This window comes from Carboxylicivirga litoralis (assembly GCF_025499605.1).
In the GTDB taxonomy this organism is placed as follows: domain Bacteria; phylum Bacteroidota; class Bacteroidia; order Bacteroidales; family Marinilabiliaceae; genus Carboxylicivirga; species Carboxylicivirga litoralis.
Genome location: NZ_JAFMVC010000148.1, coordinates 1 through 328, shown reverse-complemented (window position 1 = coordinate 328; position 328 = coordinate 1). Strand labels below are relative to the sequence as shown.

1 rRNA gene is annotated in these 328 nt (G+C 50.3%); it reads left to right on the top strand.

Annotated elements, in window-relative coordinates:
- Nucleotides 1-328: ribosomal RNA gene (locus tag J1N10_RS21165) — 16S ribosomal RNA — on the top strand; the annotation flags it as partial.

The window sequence follows — 328 nt, the reverse complement described above, 5'->3', positions numbered from 1 at the left end:
CTAGCGACAGGCCTAACACATGCAAGTCGAGGGGTAACGATGTAGCTTGCTACAGGCGACGACCGGCGCACGGGTGCGTAACGCGTATGAAACCTACCTTATACTGGGGGATAGCCCGAAGAAATTCGGATTAATACCCCATAACAATTTAGAGTGGCATCACTTTAAATTTAAAACTCCGGTGGTATAAGATGGTCATGCGTGACATTAGCTAGTTGGTAAGGTAATGGCTTACCAAGGCAACGATGTCTAGGGGTTCTGAGAGGAAGGTCCCCCACACTGGTACTGAGACACGGACCAGACTCCTACGGGAGGCAGCAGTGAGGAA